At 38.6% G+C, this 17,271-nt stretch carries 15 protein-coding genes; 4 read left to right on the top strand and 11 right to left on the bottom strand.

The window, feature by feature from the left end:
* Nucleotides 1-58 precede the first annotated feature (58 nt).
* The 8 genes from L656_RS01000000122315 to L656_RS0114215 all read right to left on the bottom strand — a co-directional run bounded on the left by L656_RS01000000122315 (nucleotide 59) and on the right by L656_RS0114215 (nucleotide 9,749).
* The gene (locus tag L656_RS01000000122315) at nucleotides 59-490 is read right to left on the bottom strand and encodes a hypothetical protein (protein WP_033036928.1); all 432 of its coding nucleotides are present in this window, start codon (nucleotides 488-490) and stop codon (nucleotides 59-61) included.
* A gap of 356 nt (nucleotides 491-846) precedes the next feature.
* The gene (gene fusA / locus L656_RS0114245; protein ID WP_024599704.1) at nucleotides 847-2,931 is read right to left on the bottom strand and encodes an elongation factor G; all 2,085 of its coding nucleotides are present in this window, start codon (nucleotides 2,929-2,931) and stop codon (nucleotides 847-849) included.
* A gap of 206 nt (nucleotides 2,932-3,137) precedes the next feature.
* The gene (locus L656_RS0114240; RefSeq protein ID WP_024599703.1) at nucleotides 3,138-3,863 is read right to left on the bottom strand and encodes a response regulator; all 726 of its coding nucleotides are present in this window, start codon (nucleotides 3,861-3,863) and stop codon (nucleotides 3,138-3,140) included.
* A gap of 14 nt (nucleotides 3,864-3,877) precedes the next feature.
* Nucleotides 3,878-5,500, bottom strand: coding sequence for an ATP-binding protein (locus L656_RS0114235; RefSeq protein ID WP_024599702.1), 1,623 nt, complete (start codon nucleotides 5,498-5,500; stop codon nucleotides 3,878-3,880).
* A gap of 11 nt (nucleotides 5,501-5,511) precedes the next feature.
* Nucleotides 5,512-7,032, bottom strand: coding sequence for a tripartite tricarboxylate transporter permease (locus tag L656_RS0114230; protein WP_024599701.1), 1,521 nt, complete (start codon nucleotides 7,030-7,032; stop codon nucleotides 5,512-5,514).
* Between the two features lie 3 nt (nucleotides 7,033-7,035).
* Entirely contained in the window at nucleotides 7,036-7,503 is a 468-nt protein-coding gene (locus L656_RS0114225; RefSeq protein WP_024599700.1) for a tripartite tricarboxylate transporter TctB family protein, read from the bottom strand.
* 12 nt (nucleotides 7,504-7,515) lie between these two features.
* Nucleotides 7,516-8,496: a Bug family tripartite tricarboxylate transporter substrate binding protein gene (locus tag L656_RS0114220; RefSeq protein ID WP_024599699.1), complete on the bottom strand. Its 981-nt coding sequence runs from the start codon at nucleotides 8,494-8,496 to the stop codon at nucleotides 7,516-7,518.
* An 11-nt stretch (nucleotides 8,497-8,507) separates the two neighbouring features.
* Nucleotides 8,508-9,749, bottom strand: coding sequence for an OprO/OprP family phosphate-selective porin (locus L656_RS0114215; RefSeq protein WP_024599698.1), 1,242 nt, complete (start codon nucleotides 9,747-9,749; stop codon nucleotides 8,508-8,510).
* Between the two features lie 499 nt (nucleotides 9,750-10,248).
* Here L656_RS0114215 and L656_RS0114210 point away from each other — a divergent pair, with 499 nt between their 5' ends.
* Nucleotides 10,249-13,227, top strand: coding sequence for a DUF3857 domain-containing transglutaminase family protein (locus L656_RS0114210; RefSeq protein ID WP_024599697.1), 2,979 nt, complete (start codon nucleotides 10,249-10,251; stop codon nucleotides 13,225-13,227).
* 272 nt (nucleotides 13,228-13,499) lie between these two features.
* Here L656_RS0114210 and L656_RS1000000123720 read toward each other — a convergent pair whose 3' ends face one another.
* Entirely contained in the window at nucleotides 13,500-13,601 is a 102-nt protein-coding gene (locus tag L656_RS1000000123720; RefSeq protein WP_446727582.1) for a hypothetical protein, read from the bottom strand.
* A 253-nt stretch (nucleotides 13,602-13,854) separates the two neighbouring features.
* On the bottom strand, nucleotides 13,855-14,799 hold the full coding sequence (ylqF, locus tag L656_RS0114200; RefSeq protein WP_024599696.1) for a ribosome biogenesis GTPase YlqF: 945 nt from the start codon (nucleotides 14,797-14,799) through the stop codon (nucleotides 13,855-13,857).
* 91 nt (nucleotides 14,800-14,890) lie between these two features.
* On the opposite strand from ylqF, the gene L656_RS0114195 reads away from it, so the two are divergent.
* On the top strand, nucleotides 14,891-15,427 hold the full coding sequence (locus tag L656_RS0114195) for a YaeQ family protein (protein ID WP_024593828.1): 537 nt from the start codon (nucleotides 14,891-14,893) through the stop codon (nucleotides 15,425-15,427).
* A 183-nt stretch (nucleotides 15,428-15,610) separates the two neighbouring features.
* Nucleotides 15,611-16,216 carry an alpha/beta fold hydrolase gene (locus L656_RS0114190; RefSeq protein ID WP_024599695.1) on the top strand — a complete coding sequence of 202 codons (606 nt, stop codon included), beginning with the start codon at nucleotides 15,611-15,613 and terminating at the stop codon, nucleotides 16,214-16,216.
* Here the strand turns inward: L656_RS0114190 and L656_RS0114185 are convergent.
* On the bottom strand, nucleotides 16,213-16,422 hold the full coding sequence (locus tag L656_RS0114185; RefSeq protein WP_024599694.1) for a hypothetical protein: 210 nt from the start codon (nucleotides 16,420-16,422) through the stop codon (nucleotides 16,213-16,215). The genes L656_RS0114190 and L656_RS0114185 overlap by 4 nt on opposite strands.
* A gap of 334 nt (nucleotides 16,423-16,756) precedes the next feature.
* Here L656_RS0114185 and L656_RS0114180 point away from each other — a divergent pair, with 334 nt between their 5' ends.
* Nucleotides 16,757-17,230 carry a Dps family protein gene (locus L656_RS0114180; protein ID WP_004334993.1) on the top strand — a complete coding sequence of 158 codons (474 nt, stop codon included), beginning with the start codon at nucleotides 16,757-16,759 and terminating at the stop codon, nucleotides 17,228-17,230.
* Nucleotides 17,231-17,271: the final 41 nt, after the last annotated feature.

The following is a 17,271-nucleotide window of genomic DNA, read 5'->3' as shown; positions in this document are numbered from 1 at the left end:
AAATACAAAAACTAAAAAGGAGCGATTAATCGCTCCTTTTTGCTATCTTAATTAAAAATCAAGCGTTGCATTTATCGCTAATATTTTCCACTTTGTCAGCTAACTTATTACAGTACATTTCAGAAATAGCTGACTGCGCTTCATCATCAAGTTGCCAGTTATAGAAATGGAAATTTTTGCCATTATCTAGCTTCACCTTAAAAATGGTGAAAAGAAAAAACGAACTAAATGATACGCAACTAATTTCCTCACTATTGATATAGCGCTCTGTGCACAAACGTGTATAACAAATACCTGCTTTATAACAATGTAAAAAACGAAGATGAAGAATATTAAAAGCAATGATAATTAGTAGAGCTGGCATTACAGTGAGAAAAACAATCTTTAGGTTCACAGTAAACATAATATGAATTAAAAATATTATGCTGAATGCTAAAATACATTTTGTGAATTGTAGCCACCAGTTTGGTGCTAATTTAATAGATTTCATGATCGTTACGTCTTATATAGAATTAATATGTAAACGTCTCTGCTGCGGAGACTTCCCTATCTGACTTTAGAGCTCTAGTCTGAAAGTGCTGGTATTCTACATTACGCACATAGAAGCATCAACAGAAGTTCTTAAAATTCAGTAGGTTACATAGCATTTACAATTAATTCCTTACAAACCAACTGATTAAGTAAATGAAGTAAATAAAATGCTCTCTAATACCTTTTTACTAACTGATAATATAGGACTACTTAATAATAAAATGTAGCTATAAACAACTACAAAAAAAAACTAAATTATAGGCAATAAAAAACCCGCAACATGTGCGGGTTTTTTTTAAAGAGTTAAAGAGCTAATTATTTAGCAGCTTTTTTCTCTTTTTCTGCAGCGATTACTGTATCAGCAACGTTTTGCGGACATGCAGCGTAGTGTGAGAACTCCATAGAGAACTGACCACGACCTGATGTCATTGTACGTAGTGTACCGATGTAACCGAACATTTCTGATAACGGTACGTCAGCTTTAATACGGCTGCCTGTTAAACCAGCTTCTTGGTCTTTCATCATACCACGACGACGGTTAAGGTCACCGATTACGTCACCAACGTGATCTTCTGGAGTGAACACGTCAACATTCATGATTGGCTCAAGAAGTTGTGCGCCCGCTTTAGGGATCGATTGACGGAAAGCGCCTTTAGCAGCGATTTCGAACGCGATTGCAGATGAATCCACGGCATGGAAACCACCGTCGAAAAGTTCAATTTCAACGTCAAGTACAGGGAAGCCAGCTAGAAAACCAGTACCCATCATTGACTTGAAGCCTTTCTCAACTGCAGGCCAGAATTCTTTAGGTACGTTACCACCAACAACAGATGATTTAAACGTAAAGCCTGAAGCAACTTCGCCTGGCTTGATACGGTAATCAATTTTACCGAACTGACCAGAACCACCAGATTGTTTCTTATGCGTGTAGCTATCTTCAATTTCTTTAGTGATAGTTTCACGGTAAGCAACTTGTGGTTGACCAACAATAAGGTCTACGCCATAAGTACGCTTAAGAATATCTACTTTGATATCTAAGTGAAGCTCACCCATACCTTTAAGGATAGTCTCGCCTGAATCTTCATCAGTCTCAACTTGGAAAGATGGATCTTCTGCAACCATTTTACCGATAGCAACACCCATTTTCTCATTACCGCCTTTATCTTTAGGCTGTACAGCAATCGAGATTACTGGAGTTGGGAATACCATTGGCTCAAGTGTTACTGGGTGCTTAGGATCACATAATGTGTGACCAGTTTGCACGTTTTTCATGCCTACGATAGCAATGATGTCACCAGCTTGTGCGCTAGTTAATTCGTTACGGTCATCTGCTTGCATCTCAACCATACGGCCAACACGCTCAGTTTTACCAGTAAACGAGTTAAGGATAGTATCACCCTTGTTTAGTTTACCTGAGTAAATACGTACGAATGTTAATGCACCAAAACGGTCATCCATTATCTTGAATGCTAATGCTTTGAAAGGTTCATCTGCAGATACGATTGCAAATTCACCATTTTCGTTACCTTCTTCATCCATAAGAGGTTGAGGGTCAACTTCTGTAGGAGCTGGTAAGTAATCAACAACAGCGTCAAGAATAAGCTGCATACCTTTGTTCTTAAACGCAGAACCACAGTATGTAGGGAAGAAAGCAAGGTCACGAGTACCTTTACGGATACAACGTTTGATGTCTTCTACAGAAGGTGCTTCACCTTCCATGTAAGCTTCAAGTAGTTCATCGTCTTGCTCAAGGGCAGTTTCAACAAGCATTTCATAATACTCGTCAGTTTTTTCTACCATGTCTGCAGGAACATCTGTGATTTCGTAGTTTTCAGGAAGACCAGTGTCATCCCAAACGTATGCTTTTTTAGTTAAAACATCAACAACACCAACAAACTCATCTTCAATACCAATTGGTAAAGTCATGATTAGTGGTACAGCACCAAGTACTTTACGTACTTGCTCAGTTACACGGTAAAAATCAGCACCCATACGGTCTAATTTGTTTACGAAGATAATACGTGCAACTTCTGAGTCATTAGCATAACGCCAGTTAGTTTCTGATTGTGGTTCAACACCACCAGAACCACAGAACACACCAACACCGCCATCTAACACTTTAAGTGAACGGTAAACTTCAACTGTGAAGTCAACGTGTCCAGGAGTATCGATAACGTTAAAACGGTGATCTTTCCAGAAACAGCTTACAGCCGCAGACTGAATAGTAATACCGCGCTCAGCTTCTTGTTCCATGAAGTCAGTAGTAGATTCACCATCATGAACCTCACCTGTTTTATGGATTTGACCAGTAAGCTTTAGGATACGCTCAGTAGTCGTGGTTTTACCCGCATCAACGTGCGCGAAAATACCAATGTTTCTGTACTTCGATAAATCTGCCATTAATTTTACTCTTAATAAAGTCGATAAATTATTCGGCAGGAGTATAACATCACTTAAAGCGAACATCACCATACAAGCCGCTTAAAATGCAATCAATTCAACATATTTTTTTATATGCCAGAATCTATTAAATATCAAACATAACAAAAAACATGCAAGACATTGAAATAAATGGAATTTAATGCATTTACTTCAAATGCACGAAGTTACTTCGTTATTTTATAGCAGCGTTCAGGGCGGCCAATACTACCGTAGCTTTGATCCGCAGTTAACTTGCCTGACTCCAGTAAATACTCCAAGTAACGGCGCGCTGTAGAGCGGCTTACGCCAACTAAATCGCCCATTTGTTGAGCGGTAAATGCAGTGGTTGCGTGCTCTACAAAAGCATTATGTATTTTTTGTAGGGTAAGTTGATCGACCCCTTTTGGTAAACGAATAGACGTGTTGGTTTGTTGCTTTGAGCCAAATAATGTATCAACCATCGACTGTGTTACTTCACTCGCATCAGAAAAACATTGCTGACGTGATTCAAAACGTGCAAGTGCTTGATCAAGACGGCTTAGCATTAACGGCTTTACTAAAAAGTCGCACGCGCCTAACTGCATTGCTTTTTCAAGGGTTTCGACCTCTTTAGCTGCTGTTAACAACATAACTTCACTTTTAATCGCCCGTCGTCGTAAATCGCTTAACAAATCTAAGCCATTGCCATCTGGCAAATGTATATCGAGTAGAATTAAGTCGGGTTCAATAGCATGCAACAAAGCTGTTGCCGTACTTAAATTACCGGCAATGCCTACTACCTGATACTGAGCTTGTCTTAAGCTCTGCTTTGGCGTTTGGCTACCGGCCACACCATTTGGTAATAACAAGTACTGCGCTAATAGCTGTGCTACCTCTACTTCGTCTTCAATTATTACTACTGAATACGTCATATTTAATGCTCTTATTATTTTGGAATATAAATACTTAGCCTTGCACCAAGCAAGTCTGACTCACCAATTTCTAACGTGCCACCACATGAGTCCAAATTTGTTTTTACTAAATATAACCCAATACCATGCCCCGCTCCCGATTTAGAGCTGTATTGAGGAGTAAAAATAACATCATGGTCAGAGCCTAACCCAAAGCCAGTATCTTCTACATCAAATAAAAGTGTTTGACTGGTTTCATCAACGGTTACACGTACTTTTGCAGAGCGAGAATCTGATGCTCTAATTGCAGCTTCAATGGCATTGTCTATTAAGTTTCCTAAAATAGACACTACTCGCTCTAGCATATCTTTGCGTGCAATAACGCCAAGTAGACTGTCAGGATTAAGCTCAAGCACAACATTTAACTCTCGCGCTTTATGATATTTACCCACTAACAAACCAGCAAGCACTGGGTCTTGTATGCACTCTAACAAGTTATGAATTTGTGCTTGGGAGCCTTGGCTTTCTTGTCCTATAATTTCTATAGCTTGCTCATTTTTCCCCATTTGCACTAACGCGCCAATTAAGTTGAGCTTATTGGAGTAGTCATGAGTTTGTACCCTCAAAAGCTCTGCAAAAGCCTGAACTTTAGTAAGTTGCTGGCTTAAATATTCAAGTTCATCAGAGGGGCGCATACTTAGTAAAATACCATCTGCCTGCCCTTGCACCTGTAAAGAAAACCTCGATAAAATGAGTCGTTTATCGGCGGCAAACAATTCAAAACCCACTATTTTACGCCGCTGATTTCGTAATAGAAACTCTGCGTGCTCTGGCAGTAAATCGTTTAAGGTGAGGTTTTGATTAATAATTGAAGTTGGTTTATCTAATATTTCACAGGCGCGTTGATTGAGTTTTCGTACTTTTCCGTCCGGGTCGAGTGCAATAATACCGCTGCGTACCGTATTTAAAATTGCATCTTGCTCTGAAAACAAACGTGCAATTTCATCTGGCTGCAGGCCAAAAATAGCATTTCTGACACGCTGTCCAATATAAATAGCCGCCAGTATACTTAAACCTACAAGTATTAAGCCCCATATTAAAATTTCACTACTGCGAGAGAGAATAAGCGGATCGATTGATTGTACTAAAAAACCAACCGACACAACGCCTACTATTTCATTATTACCTGCGTACACCGGCACTTTGCCACGAATTGATTCACCTAAACTACCATGAGCTACCGAAATATAGCGTTTACCTTTTAGCGCAGCTTGGCTATCGCCCCCAACCATTTTCTTGCCAATTTTATCTTCATCTGGATGCACAATACGAAATGCATTCTCATCGCCAATAACAATAAAGTCAGCACCTACAAGTTGTCGTAAATCTTCAATTTGCACGTTAATAGCGTTTAAGTCACTAGGGGTTTGCAATGCATTAATTACATCAGCACGTGTAGCTACACTACTAGCCACAGCTAATGCCTTATCGCCAATATGGCTATGTAAACTTTGCGCTGTAAGTTGATACACCAACGCGCCAAATAATAAAGCCTGCAATACACATAATCCTGTTACCCAAATAATTAATCGTGTTTCTAAACGTTTAGGTTTTGTGACCATGTTTTGCAATGGATTTAGCTTGTTGGTGTTTTTCATTTCATTCTCAATTATGCATTTGCTTTGTCTTCACGGCGTTGCATTAAATAATCTTTTAAAGGAAATAACAGCACTAAAATTGAAATTATAAATATGCTCAATGTTAGCGGGCGATCCCATAAAAAGCTTAATGAACCATCGGAAATCATCATTGAACGACGGAAGTTTCGCTCAATCATATCTCCTAATATAAAACCTAATAATAATGGTGCCATAGGAAACGACAGTAATCGCAATATTAGCGCAACCACTGCAAACCCCACCATCATAAATAAGTCGAAGGTATTGAAGGACACTAAGTAAACACCAATTAAGCTAAAGAACAAAATCATCACAGTAAGTACTGACTTAGGCATTGCTAACACTTTTGCAAAGTAAGGGATAAGCGGAAGATTTAAAATAAGCAGCACAATGTTACCAAAGTACATACTTACAATAACCGCCCAAAATACACTTGGGTTTTCTTGCATAAGCATTGGACCTGGCTGAATACCGTAAGCAATTAAAGCGCCTAGCATAATTGCAGTTGTTCCTGAGCCCGGAATACCAAGCGTTAACAGCGGTACAAACGATCCTGTACACGCGGCATTATTTGCTGATTCTGGGGCAGCTAAGCCACGTAATGAGCCTTTACCAAATTTTTCTTTTAAACCTTTTGGCGCTAAATTTCGCTCTGTTGCATAAGCCATAAAGCTCGCAATAGTTGCACCTGCACCCGGTAGCACTCCCACTATAAAACCTAAAATAGACGAGCGACCAATTACTGGTGCTATTTCTTTAACCTCGGCTTTACTTAACTTGGTTGAACCTATTTGCGGAGTGTCGGAATCATTAATATTTTTAGCATCTTTTTTCTCTGGCTTTACAACATTTACAAGTGCCTCGGCTAATGCAAACGTTGCCATAGCAACTAATAAAAAGCTTATTCCGTCGAGTAAATCAGGTTGTCCAAAGGTAAATCGGTCAGTACCTGATGACGGATCGATTCCAACCGTTGCTAGCATTAAGCCAAACACGGTCATCATCATTGCTTTTAAAAATTGCCCTTTATTTGAAAATGCTGCAATAGCTGTTAAGCCTAAAAACATCAGTACTACATAGTCAGGGGATTGAAAACTCAATGACACCTTTGCTAATAAAGGTGCAGCAACCATTAATAATATGGCGCCAATTGTTCCGCCTATAAAGGAGGAATAAGCAGCAATTGCCAATGCTTTACCTGCATGACCTTGTTTTGCCAGCGGATAGCCATCAAAGGAAGAAGCCACAGTGCCAGCAACCCCTGGTGCATTAATTAAAATAGACGACGTAGAGCCACCAAAAATTGCACCATAATAAACACCCGCCATTAAAATCATGCCCGAGTCGGCGCCAATGCTATAAGTAATAGGGATCATTAAGGCAATTGCGGTAATTGGCCCCAATCCTGGTAACATACCTATAAAGGTGCCAACAAGGCAACCCGCAATAACATACATTAAATTATTAAAGTCGAGCACGGTCGACAAACCAAGCATAATTCCATCAAACATAACTTAACTCCACAAATCGCCCGGAACCAAGTAAATACCTAATACTTGAGTCATCAAAAACCAAAACACCACTGCAACCGGAATCGATGCAAATAGCAAAATTCCCTTACGTCTTTCGCCCATAACAAAAAAACCGGCAAGCAAAAATGCACTAGTCGAAATTAAAAAACCAATTGGCTCAAGTGCAGCGCTATAAATCACCATTAATATTAATAAACCAAAAGTGCGCAGCATGTGTGATTTTTCAAGAACATCACCTGCATTCGTTTTTTCTCTTGGTTTAAGCAATGTTGAACCAATAGACAGTAAGCACACCACAATACCAAAACCAGCATATACTTTAGGAAGAGTCGCTGAGGTAACTGTTTCGTATTCTTCAAACGGTAATAGTGGAATTTGCCATGCAACCACGGCATATAAAGTAAATAGTGCCAAGAATAAACTTGGCCCTAGTAATTCGCGATTCATCATTTTAAACCTCGATTAACGTGCTGCACGGATAAAACCAAGCTCTTCCATAACCACTTTAAGTTGTGCTTCCTGCGCTTCTAGTGACTTAATAAATTCATCTTTTTCTTGAAACAGATTTAGCCAACCATTACGAGCTCTCACAGCCTCCCACTCAGGAGTACTTTGCAACTCACGAAGCTTTTTTGTGTACTGTGCTAACTTTTCAGCGGGTAAATTAGGCGCAGCAAAAAGACCACGCCAATTTACAAATTCCATATCGTAACCAAGCGACTTAAGCGTAGGGATTTCTGGGTAATCAGGTAAAGGTTTACCAGATGTAACCGCTAAAATGCGTGCTTGACCACCGTTAGCTACTTCAAGCGCTTCACTTAAGCCTGTTGAAAGTAAATTCACTTCGCCTGAAAGCAACCCAGCTTTCGCTTTTCCACCTGCATCGTAAGGAATATAACGCAAGCGTCGACCATCTATACCCGCCGCTTTAACAGCTTGAGCCGCCACTAAGTGATCCATACTGCCGCGAGCAGAACCGCCCGCCACTTTTATCGAACTTGGATCTTCTTTTATTGATTTAATAACATCCTCCCAAGTTTTAAATGGAGAATCGTTACGTACAACAAATGCGCCGTAATCTGCAACCATGCTGGCTACAGGGGTTAAATCACGGTAGCTATAAGGAATTCGCCCGCTTAAAGCACGCAATACAATAGGCGTTGAGTTAACCATTAAAATATCGCCCTTTTTTGTACCCGACTCGATTAAGTATGCAATAGCGCGACCGCCACCACCGCCAGACATATTTTGAAAAGATGCGTTACCTTCAATACCCGACTTAACTAAACCTTCACCTATACCTCGGGCTGTTGTATCCCAACCACCACCAGGACCGCCTGGAATTAAAAAGTGAGTGTCGGCTATTGCCAATGGACTGCTAAGCACTAACGATGCTGCAATTATGGTCGTTTTTACTGATTTAAATGACTTAAATAATTTCATTGTGTGTATCCTTAAAATAAATACTGCATACGTGCACTAAAGCCCATGCCAGAGTCTTCATCGCCAACAAGTGCTGGAGTGCCGGCACCTTCTACATCGCTGTAAATTAGATTGCCCATAAATTTAATATCACTACTTACGTAATAAGATGTACCTAATGTATAAGTTGTTGCTTTTGTGCCTTGTAAGCTACTTGTAGCGTCTACTTCTGAAACACGTGCCACCAACTCCCATGCATCTTTAATATTTTTAGGTTGTACAAATAATGCAGAGCTCGCTTTGTATTGGCGCTGCTCGCCCCCTAAAAAGTAACTTGCCGATACATGAAAACCATCAAAGCGCTCGCCATCTAAAAAATCAGCACTATTAGCGGCATCAAGTGAGCGGCTTGCATATTCAGCCTCAAGTGTTAAAGAATCCGCCTGATAAGCAAACTCAAAACCGGTTTGAGATAAGCTATCAAGTGAGCTTGTTACACCACCGGCGGCATAATCAACAAGGCGGGTATTGGCTTCGCGCACTTCACCACGCGCAAAACGTGCTCCTAATTCATTGCCTCCCATGTCGCGATATGAATGCCACACGCCTAAATGAATTACATCGCCAGGTGATGCACTCGACCATGTAGCACGCCCAGTAATAGCAAGAGTAAGCTTGTCGTTTTCATCACTACCTGTTGCACCAAATGCATCATTTTTATAAACGCCTATCGCGTAACGAAAGCCAGAGTCTTTAAAATATTGATAAGCAGAAGCGCCCCAACGAAAAAATGGAGAGAAAGTATTGGCTAGCGAACTACGCTCAATCGTATTAATGTGCTTTGAACTGGTTAATGCATTTAGCGATATATCTTCGCGAATTTTACCTGCTTTAACTTTAAGTCCGCTATCAAAAGCATAACGAACACGCGCCATCACTATTTCAGCAGTGCCTTCAGCAAATTCGAGTAATAACTTGTGATCCCAATTTCCGTGCTCACTTTCAACGTAAGTACGAATACGACGAGGAAAAAAATCGCTGCCGCCAGAGCCCTCGTTATCGGCGTTGTAAGCACCGTCAAAATAGTTGTAGTCGAGCTGAACCCGTCCACCAAACTCTAAATTAAAACCGCTGGTAGTTTTTAATGCACTTACTTCTTTTTGTAGCGCATCTAATTGCTCTTGTAGTTTTTGCGGATCGTTATTGGCTAAAACGGATGTACTTGCTAATGCAGCAGCAACTGCCAAAGCGAGTTGTGTGTTACTTGCTTTCATTATTTTCTCCACGCTTGTGTGTATATTTATTGTCAGGTAGATAAGCGACGACAAACTGCTATCTAACGCGCAGCTTATTGTTAACGGGAAATTAACGAAATATTTAGAAGGTAAGGTGCATTGATGATCGTTATGTGCTTTTTGCTCATAAAGTTCATGAACAAAAAGAGCAAAAACAGTTGCTGTTATATTTTGATTTATAAATACTTTTAAGGGTTTTAATGATTACCGTACGAATAAACAGATAGGATTTTTGCAGATCTAACGAAACCAGTAATAAAGTAGGTTTAACTAATTATGGTTTGGAAATACCACTAAAAAATTATTTCAAGAACATTTTAGGGGAAGCTAAGCGTTTCGCAATTACATAGCAGTTTATTTATATACTATTAATTAACTACTCACGTACGGGCCTGTTAACATCTCATTGTCAAAAAAGTCTAAATTTGGTACATTCTTTCCTCGATAGTATTTATAAAAACAACTATAAGACCCTACAATGAAATGGAACTTTCTTCGACTCAGCTTTTGGCTACTTGCACTTACCTTATTAATTTTCTCTCATAATATTTTTGCGCAGCAATATAAAATAGATAAACCAGCTAATTGGGTTAATACACATATTATTGAGCAACCCAAGCATTCCGACATAACCAAAGTGCGTGACGGTACACTGTATTTGTTACTCGATAACCAAACTTATATTCCAAATAAACAAAAGCAACAACGCTATACCCGCCTAGTTATGAAAGCTTTAAATCAAAGTGGTGTTGATTATATAAGCCAGCTTAATCTTGATTTTGATCCAAGTTACGAGTCGCTAACACTAAATAGCTTAACGATTATTAGAAATAATGAGCGCATTGATAAGCTTGGTAGCGCGAGAATGACGGTTATACAAGGTGAATCTGAATTAGCTGATCGTATTTATAATGGTAGCTTATCACTCAATATTATTATTGATGATATGCGCAGTGGCGACATACTTGATTACAGCTACACAGTGGCAGGTAGCAACCCTATATATGCTAATAAATTTAGTACAAGACGCACGCTAAACTGGTCGGTACCCGTAGTGCAACAAAATATGCGTGTACTTTGGGGTAAACAAACACCTCTACATATAAATACAATAAACGGCGCAGCCGATATTCAAGAAACGCTTAATAAATATGGCAAAGATTATTCTATAACTCTTTTTGAAGAACCTTTACTGGAGCAGAATTCTCAAACCCCAACGTGGTATGACCCATATACACAAGTTTACTTTTCTGAGTTTGACGATTGGGGTCAGGTAGTTAATTGGGCATATCCGCTTTATCAATCAGCCATAGAAACCCCAAATAGCATTTTGGATGTAGCTGAAAACATAAAAGCAACACACACAAAAACATCAGATAAAATTGCCGCAGCACTGCGCTTTAGCCAAGACGAAGTTCGATATTTAGGGCTTGAAATGGGCACTAACTCGCATCAACCAACGTCAGCTTCAGAAACGCTTTCGCTACGATACGGCGATTGTAAAGATAAAACGGTACTGCTTATTTCGTTATTAAAAGCGATGGGTATAGAGGCTTTCCCTGCGCTGGTCGATACTGAAGAAACCAAACGTTTAATAGAACTACCGGCTACTGCAAGTGTGTTTAATCACGTAATTGTTACGCTTAAGCAAGACGGAAAGCGCTACTGGCTCGATCCTACGGTGAACTACCAACGAGGTACACTTGAATATTTAGCACAACCTGATTATGGCTATGCCCTAATTATTGATAAAGGTGAAACTGCTTTAACCTCTATGGCACAAAAGCCTGTACATACAAATGTATCTGTAGAAGATAACTTTTTTATTGCAGAAAAAGTATCTGAGCCATCACGTTTTGAAACCCAATACACTTATGCCGGATTTGAAGCAATTAACCGAAGAAGTAATATAGCCAGCAGTGGTCTAAATAGCGTTGCTAAGTCTTACTTTGAGTATTACCAAGGATTTTTAAATGGTTTATCAATAAATGAAACAATGGCAATTAGTGAGCAAGAGCAAACGGGTAAACTAATAACCAAAGAATCGTATTTAATTGATGAATTTTGGGAAAAAACAGATGAAGGCTACGAAGCTAGTTTTTATGCAAGTGAAATACAAAACAGTGTTTACGAACCAAAACAAGTAAACAGAACTGACCCGCTTTACTTCAGCTATCCCAATATAATTAACACCACAATAAAACTACATTTTACAGAAAAAGATTGGGGATTTGATAGCGAAAAAGAAGAAATTGATAACGACTACTTTAATTTAAAAACAGCCACTGAATTTAATAATAACGTTTTAACACTGACCTATAGCTATTACGCAAAACAAGATCATATAAAAGCCACTCAAATAGATGATTATTTAGCACAGCGTAAAAAGTTAATATCAGCAACTCATTACCCTATTCTAAAATATGCAAAGGCGAGCGAAACGCCTCAAACAACAGCTGATGTGTTAGATAGCTTCGGTTATAGCTGGCTTAAATATGTGTTGGCTGGTTATATTTTAGTACTCATATTCTTTTTCGCCGATTGGCGATTAGAGTCAGCAAAAAAAGTGAAATTTGAAGATAGTCCATTTTATGCCGTATCTGTAAGTAAGTTTATTATTTACAGTATTTTGAGTTTAGGCATATTTGTTAACTACTGGAGTTATCGTAACTTTAAAGCCATTAAAGAACGCGATAACTCAAGTATTATGCCTATTGCTCGAGGTATATTTGCATTTTTATGGTATTACCCTTTGTATCTCGCACTTGCAGAGCACAGCCAACAACAGCTAAACAAAAATAAAGTAATGCCTAACTGGACTGCCTTAACACTCTGGCTAATGGTACTTGCCAGCGCCTTTGCTTATCGTATGGACGAATACGCAACCATAGTGATTTGTATAATGCCATTTTTATGGTTGCCTCTAGTTAGTTACATTGAGCAAACCGATACAAGTAAAGAAGCCTTACATTACAACTCGTACTGGCGAATTAGACAGTATTTAATCTCGCTTGCGTTTGCACCTCTATTATTTTTGGGCGTACTTCAAGAAGTAAATATTTTACCCAATGCTGCAATTATCAAAGGCGATAGTTTATGGCCTTACCAAGTACACTTTTTAAAACGTAATCGCCTAACACCTGAAAACGAAGAAATACTTTATTTTTATAGCGATGCAGTATTTGATTACCGAGAAGACGGTAACGGAATAACCGAAAACTATATTTTTAGTTACTACAAAAACGATGACGGTAAGCTTGAATCGGATCTTAGTCACTTTAAAGATATAGAAAAAATAGAAGCCTCGTACGGTAAAACCAAGCTTGATAACACAAGTATAAAAGTAATAAAAACTGACGGTAGTGACTTCTTACTCATTGTAGGGCGTCTAAACAAGCAGGATAAAGTACTAGTGGAGCAGATTAATTTACGTATAACAGCAAATAAAGTGCGTTAGTGGCTTAAAATATCCAATTAGTACGAATATTTTTAGCCACTAATTAAAGGCTGTTAATCTTTGAGGGCTAAGATTTTACAAGAGACTATTTGATTTTATATCAAAGCAGTCGCTGTCTTGGAAGGCGATAAAATCATTCCTAGCTTGAATTTATTTTAACTTTGAAAGATCAATGCTTTTATACTAAAAATCCATATCAAATTATTTAATAAGTATTAAAAACCTATTCTTAATTGTTTAACCAAGATAAGCATTTTTATGAAATGGCAGTGCTAACTAGCCGATTTATATATGAATAAAAAACAAGCGCCACAATAATAAGAATTATTTGCATTTAGGTGTTGACAGACAGTTAGATCTAACTGATAATCAATATCAACAAGACGGATTGCATACCACTTGTTAAGGAATGAATTGATTTGTTTCTCGACCCTGAAACAACGTGTGGCGCACGTAAACAGCTATGGTTACTTGTTATGAACGCAACGCCCCTTGATGTTGATGATGAGTAACCGCCCTACTATTTTACTTGCTACATTGCTCATATCGGTGACGGTAGATATGAAACTAAAAAAGCCCTTACGGGCTTTTTTTATGTCTGTAATTTAGTTGGTTAAATTAAACTAATTAACGACGATTTTTACGTGCTCGTGCCCGGCGTTGAAGCTTTTCTTCTTCTTTAGCTGCTTTTTTAGCTTCTGCAGCGGCGCGTAAACCAGCAACCATTACTTCTTCTTCCTCACGCATTTGCGGAGTTTCCATCGTAATACGGCCAATAATACCATCGCGCAATTCGTTGATTAGTATTTCAGACATTTTGTATGTGTCTATTTGATTACCACCACGGATACAGCCGCGTTTTTTACCCGCCATTTCAACAAATTCCCAATCACTTTCAGGCAGTTCGGCAATTTTATAACGCGCTTTTAAAAGCTCAGGGTAAGCACGCAATAAGTACTCAGCGGTGTAACTTGCTACTTCTTCATACTCAAGCGCAGTATCACGAATAGCACCGGTAGCGCCTAAGCGATAACCTGAGTTTTCGTTTTCTACTTTTGGCCACAACATACCTGGCGTATCGTAAAGCATAATACCGTCTTCAAGCTTAATGCGTTGTTGCGCTTTAGTAACAGCAGGCTCATTACCTGTTTTTGCAACTATACGTCCAGCCAATACATTAATTAACGTAGATTTACCCACGTTAGGAATCCCCATGATCATGGCTTTAATTTGCTTATCGGCACCCACTTTATGCGGCACTAGCTTTTTACAAAGCTCATTAATACGGTGTACTTCAGCTGCTTTATCATGTCCAAAAGAAATCGCTTTAACACCGTTTTCTTGCTCAAAATAATCTTTCCAAATTTGAGTCATTTTAGGATCAGCTAAATCAGCCTTATTTAAAATTTTGATGACTGGCTTGCCTTCACGCAAGGTTGCCACCATCGGGTTTTCACTACTGTAGGGAATGCGCGCATCAAGCACTTCAATGATCACATCCATTTGTGGCATTATTTCTTTAATTTCATTGCGGGCTTTATTCATATGCCCAGGGAACCACTGGATAGCCATTTTTAACTCCTAACGTATAATTAACCGCTATTTTAACTGGCAATTCATTTAATTGCGCTATACTGACGCAAATTTTTTCAGATTAGTTGTTATGGCTCTTAAATCCACCATTATGAAAGTGCAGTTATCGCTTAGCGATATGGACCGCCACGTTTATCAAGATTTTAATTTAACCTTGGCTCAACACCCATCAGAGACCGATCAACGTTTGATGATTCGCTTACTCGCTTTTGCTCTAAATAGCTGTGATGGTTTAGAATTTACTAAAGGATTAAGCGCTGATGATGAGCCTGAACTTTGGCATGTTAGCTATAGTGAAGAGATAGAGCTGTGGGTTGAGCTTGGCTTACCAGATGAAAAACGCCTTAAAAAAGCCTGTAATAAATCTAAAAAAGTAGTGCTATATACTTATGGTGAAAACAATCAAGCAATTTGGTGGCAAAAACATCAACCTAAATTGTATGAATTTAAAAATCTAAGTATTTTTAGCCTTGATTATGCAGCAACACAAGCACTTGCTGCTTTAGTTGATCGTGGAATTAAGCTCGCCATTACCATTCAAGATGGTGAAGTATGGGTAAATACCGATACAACCAATATTGAAATAAAACCGCTACAGTTAATGTAATTACGGTAGTTATACCAATTGCATTAAATTAGTTATCTATTATAGCGACAAATAAATAAGTCGATAACAAGGCGAAAATTATGACATATAGTTGTTCTATATAAATAATTTTTAACGCAGGTAGCGGATTATTTAATACGCTAGAATGATCATGTTTTTAATAAAATTGGTATTAGGGAGCATATGAAAGTTAAACACGTTATTGTTTTACATGGCTTGTATATGTCTGGCTTTGTTATGCGCCCACTTTGTTCACGGCTTGAAGAATCGGGGATGACAGTATTAAACATTACCTATAATACGCTCGACCCTCACCGCGATACCATATTTGCACAAATTGATGAGTGTATTTCTAACGAGCCTGCAGCGCTTGTATGCCACTCTATGGGAGGGCTGATTGCACGTGCTTACCTAGAGGCAAACTCCCCTGCTAGCCAGAATGTTACGAAGGTAATTACGCTTGGTACTCCACACAAAGGCAGCCATATTGCGCAAAAGATGAAACAAAAAGGGTTTGAATCATTTTTAAAAAATAGTGTTGAATTTTTACTCACTAAAAATGGTAATTGGCCTTTTAAAGCTAAGCTTTACAGTATTGCAGGCGATTTACCTATTGGGCTTATGCCCTTAATAGTTAAAGGTAGCCAGTCAGATGGCACTGTATTACTAGATGAAACCAAACTTAAAGGTATGGCCGAACATAAAGTGTTTCATTTAAGCCATACCAGTATGATTTACTCGCGCCAAGTACTCGATTACATTTTAAAGTGCTTAAACGAAAGCGATTAATCCTCAGCATTGGCTGCTATTTTATAACTAATTAAAAATACTACTGCCAATATAAGCGGAATCGGCGCCGCAATGTAGCCAAAAACATCCGAATTCGCAAAACTCGCACCTGCTAAGTGGGCTACTAACCCTAATACAAATGCGATGACTGCAAGACCTACCACTATTAACTCTGCTTTATTTTGTTTTGCTGTTTTTGCATGCATGTTATCTCTCCTAATTATTTCGACACACTTATTATGCGCCGTTAGGGTGGATGATTTTTGACCTGCATCAATAAAAAAATAGCTAAATTATCGCCTTGAATAAAGTTTGTTTTAGATCATAATTTATACTTATTTAGAGTTTATTTACTTTTAAGGGGTGGTATTTTTATTAATCAGACCCATTTCTATTAATAGTTAGAGGTGCGTATTGATATCAAAAGCAGTTAATAGGTTAAAGCTATTAACTAGATATATTTAAACGATTTTACTAAACAATAAAAATCCGCGATACTTATCACAAGTTCACAAACAAACGGTTATTCAGGAGCAAGTTATGTCACATGTAAACGCAATTGGTCTAAACAGTGCAAAAAGCGAAGACATCATAAAGTCACTCAATACATTATTGAGTAGCTACCAGATTCAATACATGAACGCGCGTGGCTTTCACTGGAATATTAAAGGCCGTAACTTTTTTGAACTACACGTTAAATTTGAAGAAATTTATAACTTACTACTTCTAAAAGTAGACGAAGTTGCAGAACGTATTTTAACGTTAGATGGTGCGCCTCTACATGCATTTTCTGATTACCTTGAAGTAAGTAAAATTAAAGAAGCTAAAGGTATTAGTGATGGCGTTACAGCCGTAGAAAACCTACTTGCTGGTTACAGCACATTAATTCACATGCAGCGTGATATTTTAAGCCAAGCTGGTGATGCAGATGATGAAGGTACTGCCTCACTAATGAGCGATTACATCTCAGAGCAAGAAAAACTGGTTTGGATGCTAAAGGCTTACTTAGACTAAACTAGCAAAAAAAAGCCCTCAATGAAGAGGGCCACAAATAG

The sequence above is a fragment of the Pseudoalteromonas sp. TAE56 genome, assembly GCF_000497955.1.
Taxonomy (GTDB): domain Bacteria; phylum Pseudomonadota; class Gammaproteobacteria; order Enterobacterales; family Alteromonadaceae; genus Pseudoalteromonas.
The sequence above is the reverse complement of the archived record's forward strand: the minus strand, read 5'-3'. Positions and strand labels throughout refer to the sequence as shown.